Consider the following 8,472-nt stretch of genomic DNA (forward strand, 5'->3'; position numbering starts at 1 on the left):
TGGTCATCAACAAGATCGACCGCCCCGGGGCGCGCCCGGATTGGGTCATCGATCAGGTCTTCGATCTCTTCGACCGACTCGGCGCGAGCGACGAGCAGCTGGATTTTCCGATCATCTATGCCTCGGCCCTGAACGGCTATGCCGGGCTCGACAACGAGGTGCGCGAGGGCGACATGACGCCGCTCTTCGAGGCGATCGTGGAGCACTGCCCCGCGCCCGAGGTGGATCCGGACTCGCCCTTCCAGATGCAGATCTCCACGCTCGACTACAGCTCGTTCGTCGGTGCCATCGCACTCGGGCGCATCCGCCACGGCAGCGTACGGCCGAACCAGCAGATCGTCGTGGTCAAGCCGGACGGCGGGCGTTATAAGGCCAAGGTCGGCATCGTCTACGGTTATCTCGGGCTAGAGCGCCACGAAGTGCCGCTCGCCACCGCCGGGGACATCGTCGCCCTGACCGGCATCGAGGCGCCGAACGTCTCCGACACGCTCTGCCATCCGGATCACGCCGAGGCACTGCCCCCGCTCACCGTCGACGAGCCGACCGTGACCATGACCTTCCAGGTCAACACCTCGCCCTTCGCCGGGCGCGACGGCAAATATCTGACCTCGCGCCAGCTCAAGGACCGGCTCGAGCGCGAGTTGATCCACAACGTCGCCCTGCGTGTCGAGGAAGGCAACGACCCGGAGAAGTTCCGGGTCTCCGGACGTGGGGAGCTGCATCTGTCGATCCTGCTCGAGACCATGCGCCGCGAGGGCTACGAGCTTGCCGTCTCACGCCCCGAGGTCATCTTCCGCGAGATCGACGGACAGATCTGCGAGCCTTACGAGCAGCTCACGGTCGACGTAGAGGAGACCTCGCAAGGCGCGATCATGCAGGCGCTCGGCGAGCGTCGCGGCGAGCTCAAGGACATGGTCCCGGACGGCAAGGGCCGGGTGCGCCTGGATTACGAGGTTCCTTCGCGCGGCCTGATCGGCTTCCAGACCGATTTCATGTCCATGACCTCGGGCACCGGGTTGAAATACCACATTTTCGACCGCTATCGCCCCGCCAATCCGGGCGGCATCGCCCCGCGGCGCAACGGTGCGCTGATCTCCAACGGCACCGGCAAGGCGCTGGGCTACGCGCTCTTCAGCTTGCAGGAGCGCGGACGCATGATGGTCTCCCCGGGCGACGAGGTCTACGAAGGCCAAGTGGTCGGGATCCATTCGCGCGACAACGATCTCACGGTCAATCCGCTCAAGGCCAAGCAGTTGACCAACATCCGCGCCGCCGGCTCGGACGAGAACATCCTGCTGACCCCGCCGGTGAAGTTCACCCTTGAGCAGGCGCTTGAGTTCATCGAAGACGACGAGCTGGTCGAGATCACGCCCGCGGCGATCCGGGTGCGTAAGCGGCATCTCACCGAGAACGACCGCAAGCGGGCCAGTCGCGGCTAAACCGGAGCTAAACCGCGTCCGGAGCGACAGGTCGGGTCCGGGGGTGGATCGAGCCTCAACGCGACAAGCAGCGACGGCAGGACGCGGTTTAGGTTATAGACGACAAAAAAAAGCGACACGGCTGTCGCGGCTCGGCATTACGTTGTAGCGCGTAGCGGATGGGTAGAGTGCAGCGAAACCCATCCTCCAAACCAAGGCGTTGCCGGGTTTCGGTCCGATACCCTTGACGTGGGCTGGATGGGTTTCGCTGCGCTCTACCCATCCTACAGGTTTCGGTTGTTTTTGAAGCGTTGCTGAGCGTGTTGATAGCGTTGGAACACAAAAGCCCATGCCCGATCTCTATCGCCCCGTCGAGCCCTTTGCGACCCATACGCTGGACGTCGACCACGACCACCGGCTTTACGTCGAGGAATGCGGTCGACCGGACGGCATCCCCGCGATCTTTCTGCACGGCGGACCGGGTGCAGGTTGCGAGCCGGCACATCGCGCGTTCTTCGACCCGGCGCGTTATCGCGCGGTCCTGTTCGATCAGCGTGGCTGCGGACGCTCGACACCGCACGCATCCCTGACGGCCAACACGACCGGGGATCTGGTCGCCGACATCGAGCGGATCCGCGAGCGACTCGGGATCGAGCGCTGGCTGGTCTTCGGAGGCTCCTGGGGCTCGACGCTCGCACTCGCCTATGCCGAGACCCATCCGGAGCGTGTCACGGCGCTGGTGGTCCGCGGGATCTTTCTCTGTCGCGACGAAGAGATTCGTTGGTTCTATCAACAGGGTGCGAGCTGGATCTACCCGGACTATTGGGAGCAGTTTCTCGCCCCGATCCCGGTCGAGGAGCGCGGTGACCTGCTCTGCGCCTATCACAAGCGCCTGACCGGCGAGGACCCGGCGACCCGGCTCTCCGCGGCGCAGGCCTGGTCGGTCTGGGAAGGACGCACCGCGACGCTGCGGGCGAATCCGGACATCGAGGCGCACTTCGCCCACCCACATGTCGCCTTGAGCCTGGCGCGGATCGAATGCCACTATTTCATGAATCGGTCCTTCTTCCGACCGAATCAGCTGCTCGAAGACGCGCATCGTCTCCAAGACATCCCGGGCATCATCATCCAAGGTCGCTACGACACCATCTGTCCGATGCGCTCGGCTTGGGATCTTCATCAGGCCTGGCCGAGCGCCGAGCTTCAGGTGATTGCGGATGCCGGTCACTCGGCCTTCGAGCCCGGCATCCGCATGGCATTGGTGGCGGCGACCGACCGCTTTGCCGATGAGCTTGGTTAATTCAAAACGACCAATTCCATGTGGTATCACAAAGAGCGCGTCGCGTTGAGCGCGACCCCGCCGGCCGTCGGGCCTGTGGAAGAGGACGACTGCAAGTCGTCGGTCCCGGAGGGCGGCGCTTCGCGACGCGTGGCGCCACTACTTCTGGCCGATCGTATGCGCAAGGAACGACCGGCGTGTCGATGCGAATTCGTCCGCCCTCAGGCTCCTGAGGGGCGTCTGGACATGTACAACCGGGATGATGATTCCCGGAAATCGCCTTCAATCTCCTGAATCGCGTCTCGCCAAGATCATGGATCAAGACCGGGCCGATCCCAAAGCCTAAGTAGCCCTGCCCACTCCGGACGCGATTCAGGATTCAGCATGATCGGTTTACTGCAGCGTGTCTCCCGCGCCCATGTGGAGGTTTCGGGCGAGACGATCGGCGCCATCGAGCGCGGCATTGTGGTCTTGGTCGGCGTGCAGCGGGGCGATACGCCCGCCCGTGGAGAACGTTTGCTGGAGCGTCTGCTCGGCTATCGGGTCTTCCCGGACGCCAGCGACCGCATGAATCTCAGCCTGCGCGACGTCGGCGGCGGGCTTCTGTTGGTGCCGCAATTCACACTCGCTGCCGACACCCGGAAAGGGACCCGCGCGAGCTTCACCTCCGCCGCGCCGCCCGAGGAGGGCAAGCGCTTGTTCGATGACTTGGTCGCCCGGGCGCATGCCGCTCATCCTCGGGTTGCGACCGGGCGCTTCGGTGCAGACATGCAGGTCGGCCTGGTCAACGTGGGACCCGTGACCTTCTGGCTGGAGACCTAAACCGCGTCGGCTCCTACAGTCGTCGGAGCCGGCGTGGCCAAGCCACGCCAACAAATGACGCATACCGCACAGGGCGCGGTTTAAAGACCCGGTGCCAGCATCAGAACACCGATCGACTCTTGCTCGCTCGGCCCGTTCCAGGGCCAGGAATAGGTTGCGCCCGTCAGCCAAGCATCGAGCTGATCCGTTCGGTGCGGCGAAAAGAGGTGCCCGGACTGACCGAGCGGCAGCACGCCGCGGGTGCCTGCCCAATCCGCGGGGGTGTAGACGACCCGCATCGAAGGGATAAAGACGGACTCCTCCGGTGCGAGCGGCATCGGCTTCATGACGTTCACCGTATCCGCACCCCCGCCCACACCAATCGGGCCGACGTTGAAGAGACGCCCGACGAGCGGCAGGGTACCGAAGGCATGCGGGAAGGTCACGGTGCGAATCCGGTCCAGCCGCGCGTCTTCCGGGTTGCGGAATCGGGCATCCAGATCCACCTTAGCGGCCTTGATGGCGCGCGCCCAGATATCGGCCGGGCCCTCGGTCCAGCTCGTCGACACATCGTCCCAGAAGCTCGACCGGCCGCTGCGGAGCATCTCCTGCAGGGGACTGTAGGCGAACATGGCCATCGCCGTCATGGCTTCGAGGTCCTCGCCCAGCTCGTCTTCGTAGAGTGCTCTGTAGAGCGCCGGTTCGAGCAAGGCGAAGAAGGCCGCGGAACGGCTCGACCCCGCCGAGTCGCCGTCCCAGTCGAGCAACTCCGTCGCGGCGATGTTCCAGGCCGCCTGATCAACCGCCTGCAGATCGATCTCGATGCTGCGCAGGGCGGCCTTGGCAAGCCGTGCCTGAGTGCTGACGCGATCGGTTTGGATGTCCGCCATCGCATCGGGCGTCAAGGAACCGGCCGCATCAAGCCGCTCGGCGATGCGCTCGGCACGAAACGGCGCCATCCAGGCGTTGCTGATGGTCACCGGATAGTCCACCGGAACGATGCGGTTGTTGGCGGTGATCAAGGCCGCCCCGGGCGGATCGACACGCCGCGGGTTGCGCGGCTGCGGTACGAGGCCCTGCCAGGCATAGCCGTCGACCCAACCCGGCGAGGGGAAAGCGCCCGAGCCCTTACCTCGCTGCGGCAGGACCCCGCTGACCTGCAGGGCGATGCCGCCGTCGCGGTGCGCCGTCATGAGGTTGAGGACGACGTGTTTGAACTCCAGGATGGCCTCGGCGGCCTCCTCGAGCGTCTCGGCTTGGTTGAGACGCAGCAGGCCGGAAAATGCGCGGTCCGGGAGATCGTTGGTCTCGCGCAGGGCCAGCAGATGGGACGTGTCGAGGCTCGGCAAGTCCATGGGCGTCTTGGTGATCGGACCCAGGATATCGTTGACGATCACGCCGTTGCCGGTGGAGCGGATCACCAAGTCAACCGGGTCGGCGCCCTTCACCGAGATGCGCTCGACCCGCGTCGCGATCGGCTCGAACCGCCCGTTAGCACGCTCGACGCTCTCGCCGTCGGGCATGAGACGCTCGACGAAGAGATCTTGCGTATCGGCGATGGTGCTGGTGAAGCCCCAGGCGAGATCCCGGTTGTGCCCGATCATCACCAGCGGAACACCGGGCAGGCTCGCCCCGACAACATGCAGGTCCGGCGCGATCAGCTCCAGCATGTACCAGATCCCCGGCATGGAGCCTGCCAGATGGGGGTCGTTGGCGAGCAGGGCCTCGCCCTCGGCCGTTCGGGGCCCGTTCACCGCCCAGCCGTTGCTCGCCGCCGCGGGCAAGGGCAGGCCGAGTCGGGCAACGATCTGCAGCGCGGGCTCGATCGTCGGCCCTTGCCGGTCACCGCGCATGGGGGTCCGCCCCTGTTCCTGCGCCAGCTCTCGCACCAGCTCGGGCGACACCTCCGGCGCCGGAATGCCGACATCGGTCGGAAAGAGCTCGCGCGCCCGCTCCGGGCCGATGCGGGCCGCCAGACGCAGGAAGGTCAGCTCGGCGCGCAGGTTGTAGGACTGCGTCCAGGCCATATAGCCACCGATCAGGAGGCTGTCTTGCGGAGTCCAGGGCGCGGGGTCGGCACCGACGACCAGGTACTCGAGCGGCAGGCGACGCTCGGCCGTCGCCTCGATCCGATAGGCGTTTACGCCCGCCGCATAGGAATCGAGAAGAGACCTCTCCTCGAGGTTCAATACCGCCAGGCTGCGCTCGGCCTCGCGATCGAGCCCCATGGTGCGAAAGAAGCGATCCGCCGGCAGCACCAAGGCCCCGAACACCTCCGCCAGACGCCCACCGGCGAGTCGGCGAAGCAGATCCATCTGCCACATCCGCTCGCGGGCCACGACATATCCCTGGGCAAACAGCAGATCATGGACGCTGTCGGCCTCGATCGTCGGGACGGCGTGCGGCCCGTAGCGAACGCGCACCGGGGCTTCGAGCCCGGGAATGGCCAGGCTGCCCGTGTAGCTCGGCTCGCCGCGTTTGGCGACCCACACCAGGCCGGCGGCGCCGGCAAAGGCGCCCACGACCAGGATCGCAACGATGAGCAATATGATCCGACGTGGCATCCTGTTGGCGTCCCGAAGCAGGGTTTACGGCGTCGTTGGGGCGGCCGGCTGGATCCCCTTCACGAACGCGACGAAGCCGTCGCGTTGTGCGGCGACCAGCTCCGCCGGGCCGTGCATCTGCGGGAAGAGATTGCCTTGCGGCGTCTCGATGACGCCCGCGAGGAGCATCCGATCCGTCTGCACATCGTCGCCGGGACCCATGCCGACACTGCGGCCGTAACTCCCGCGCAGCTCCACCAGAGTAGCGGGGATCGTCTCGGTGCCGATCTGCGTCACCGTCGGCTCGACAGGCTTGCCGTCGGGGCCTTGAAACTGCGACTGCCAGCGCTCGATGTTGGCATCCAGCGTCCCGCCCTGACCGGGTCCGAAGAAGTAGACGACAAACTCCGCCCCGTCGCTGCCCTCGCTGCCGGGGGACGCCGGTACCTTGAACTGGAGCTGGCGCATCTCGCTCTTGGGCGTCTCGGCGACCCAGGCATCCGGGACCGACGACTGAAAGGACAGAAAGGCGACGGCTTGATCGGCCGAGACAAGGGCGGAGCCGGCGAGCAGGACGGGGGCAATCAGCAGCGAGCGCAGGGCGATGGACATCGGGTTGTCTCCTTATGGTGTTATGGCTCGCAGGACTCGCAGGACTGGAGGCCAGTCACGGCGACTCGGGCGAGAGGGACCGCTGCGGGTCAAGATTGGATACTATCCGACCGACCGTCTCATGATAACCGCACCTGCGAGGAGTTGCCGCGATGTCCGATCGACCCGACGCCGACGCCGTCAAAACCTATCTGCTCGATCTGCAGGACCGCATCTGCGCGGCACTGCGCGAGACCGACGGCGGAGCGGGCTTCCGCGAGGACGCCTGGGAGCGTCCGGGCGGCGGTGGCGGACGTACACGCATTATGCAGGACGGGGCCGTCTTCGAGCGCGGCGGCATCAATTTCTCGCATGTCTTCGGCGAGCGCCTGCCGCCCTCGGCGAGCGCGAATCGGCCCGAGCTGGCCGGTCGCGGCTTCCAGGCGATGGGCGTGTCCTTGGTCGTGCATCCGCAGAACCCCTATGTGCCGACCTCGCATCTAAACGTGCGTTTCTTCATCGCGGAGCGACCCGACGCCGAACCGGTCTGGTGGTTCGGCGGCGGCTTCGATCTAACGCCGTATTACGGCTTCGAGGAGGATGTGCGGCACTGGCACCGTGCCGCACGCGAGGCCTGCCTGCCGTTCGGGGAGGACGTCTATCCACGCTTCAAGGACTGGTGCGACCGCTATTTTTATCTCAAGCATCGCGAGGAGCCCCGCGGCGTCGGCGGGCTCTTCTTCGACGATCTAAGCGAAGGAGGGTTCGACCACAGCTTCGCCTTCATGCGCAGCGTCGCCGAAGCCTATCTGCCGGCCTACCTTCCCATCGTGAATCGCCGCTGGGCGAAACAATACGGCGACGAGGAGCGCGCCTTTCAGAAATACCGTCGCGGTCGCTACGTGGAGTTCAACCTGGTCTACGACCGAGGCACGCTCTTCGGGCTGCAATCGGGCGGGCGCACCGAGTCGATCCTGATGTCCCTGCCGCCGGAGGTGAGCTGGCGTTACGACTACCGCCCCGAACCCGGCAGCCCGGAGGCCGAGCTCTACGAGCGTTTCCTCAAACCGCGCGACTGGCTTGCCGACGATACACTCGGTCGACAGTAGTCAGTTGTGCCGAGCCGTGCGAGGCACAACGACCGCCGGCGGTCTTTGTGCTTCCTATCGTCAGCACAAGCTACGGGTTTTGAGCTTTCCGGAGATCGGCTAGGTCGGCTGGTCAGCCCGTGCCGTATTCGGCCTTTGACCCCGTCATGTCCCACGCGAAGGTGCAGTCCAGATGCGAGAGGACCGAGATCAGCCCGCTCTCGCCGTCCTCGACCATCACGGCGATCGGCGCGCGTTGATTGAATTGCTTGTTGGCGCGTTTGACCCAGAGGTGGCGCATTTCCGGGTTGCGCGGAAAATAGGTATGCAGGGCGTCTTCGATCCGCACGAGGTACGACAGACGGCGATTGACCTGAGGATCGTCCGGGAAGCATTCCTCGTCCCGATAGCGCGAGAGGTTCCGCGCCTTGATGCTGGCCGGCAATTGAAGAAGCACCAGGATATCGCTCGCACCGAGATTCCAGCCTTCCAGCAGCGACATGATGCGGCGCGTGAGCGAGCAGCGCTCGTCGAGCGTAAGTTCGGACATGAGTCGGCCTTTGTCTGAAGCGCGCTCGCGGGCGCACCGTGGAGTGATCGCAGGTCGGACGCTTTCCAACCGCGTTTCTGGTGAGGGAGGTGGCGCCGACGGCTTTCGTATGCAACCCGTCACCCGATATCCGGCTCGGCGCTGTGGGGGTTTCGCTTTGCTCTACCCAGCGGGAGTGGGGACTTCGGCGTTGGAGCGGGGA

7 protein-coding genes are annotated in these 8,472 nt (G+C 65.5%); 4 read left to right on the forward strand and 3 right to left on the reverse strand.

The features are described from left to right. The 3 genes from GPT33_RS14840 to dtd all read left to right on the forward strand — a co-directional run. A partial coding sequence (locus GPT33_RS14840) for an EF-Tu/IF-2/RF-3 family GTPase (RefSeq protein WP_296810249.1) occupies positions 1 to 1,439 on the forward strand: 1,439 nt, incomplete at its 5' end. A gap of 328 nt (positions 1,440 to 1,767) precedes the next feature. Then, positions 1,768 to 2,718 carry a prolyl aminopeptidase gene (gene pip, locus GPT33_RS14845; protein ID WP_296810251.1) on the forward strand — a complete coding sequence of 317 codons (951 nt, stop codon included), beginning with the start codon at positions 1,768 to 1,770 and terminating at the stop codon, positions 2,716 to 2,718. Between the two features lie 363 nt (positions 2,719 to 3,081). Beyond that, the gene (gene dtd, locus GPT33_RS14850) at positions 3,082 to 3,519 is read left to right on the forward strand and encodes a D-aminoacyl-tRNA deacylase (RefSeq protein WP_296810254.1); all 438 of its coding nucleotides are present in this window, start codon (positions 3,082 to 3,084) and stop codon (positions 3,517 to 3,519) included. Positions 3,520 to 3,599: 80 nt separating this feature from the next. On the opposite strand, the gene GPT33_RS14855 is transcribed toward dtd, so the two are convergent. Together GPT33_RS14855 and GPT33_RS14860 are read right to left on the reverse strand one after the other, a co-directional pair. Next, positions 3,600 to 6,062 carry a penicillin acylase family protein gene (locus tag GPT33_RS14855; protein WP_296810256.1) on the reverse strand — a complete coding sequence of 821 codons (2,463 nt, stop codon included), beginning with the start codon at positions 6,060 to 6,062 and terminating at the stop codon, positions 3,600 to 3,602. Positions 6,063 to 6,086: 24 nt separating this feature from the next. Beyond that, complete coding sequence (locus tag GPT33_RS14860) at positions 6,087 to 6,653, reverse strand: hypothetical protein (protein ID WP_296810257.1); 567 nt, start codon at positions 6,651 to 6,653, stop codon at positions 6,087 to 6,089. Positions 6,654 to 6,805: 152 nt separating this feature from the next. Between GPT33_RS14860 and hemF the strand changes: the two genes are divergently transcribed. After that, a complete protein-coding gene (gene hemF / locus GPT33_RS14865) occupies positions 6,806 to 7,741 on the forward strand; it encodes an oxygen-dependent coproporphyrinogen oxidase (RefSeq protein ID WP_296810258.1) in 936 nt (311 codons plus the stop codon). Between the two features lie 112 nt (positions 7,742 to 7,853). On the opposite strand, the gene GPT33_RS14870 is transcribed toward hemF, so the two are convergent. Continuing rightward, the gene (locus GPT33_RS14870) at positions 7,854 to 8,270 is read right to left on the reverse strand and encodes a DUF2384 domain-containing protein (RefSeq protein WP_296810259.1); all 417 of its coding nucleotides are present in this window, start codon (positions 8,268 to 8,270) and stop codon (positions 7,854 to 7,856) included. Positions 8,271 to 8,472: the final 202 nt, after the last annotated feature.

Origin of the sequence: Thiocapsa sp., assembly GCF_011390875.1 — a bacterium.
GTDB lineage: Bacteria > Pseudomonadota > Gammaproteobacteria > Chromatiales > Chromatiaceae > Thiocapsa.

What these genes read in the sequence shown, in the direction of transcription:
- GPT33_RS14860 (WP_296810257.1), bottom strand. Translation starts at nt 6,653, where the DNA reads ATGTCCATCGCCCTGCGCTCGCTGCTGATTGCCCCCGTCCTGCTCGCC.
- dtd (WP_296810254.1), top strand. Translation starts at nt 3,082, where the DNA reads ATGATCGGTTTACTGCAGCGTGTCTCCCGCGCCCATGTGGAGGTTTCG.
- hemF (WP_296810258.1), top strand. Translation starts at nt 6,806, where the DNA reads ATGTCCGATCGACCCGACGCCGACGCCGTCAAAACCTATCTGCTCGAT.
- GPT33_RS14870 (WP_296810259.1), bottom strand. Translation starts at nt 8,270, where the DNA reads ATGTCCGAACTTACGCTCGACGAGCGCTGCTCGCTCACGCGCCGCATC.
- GPT33_RS14855 (WP_296810256.1), bottom strand. Translation starts at nt 6,062, where the DNA reads ATGCCACGTCGGATCATATTGCTCATCGTTGCGATCCTGGTCGTGGGC.
- pip (WP_296810251.1), top strand. Translation starts at nt 1,768, where the DNA reads ATGCCCGATCTCTATCGCCCCGTCGAGCCCTTTGCGACCCATACGCTG.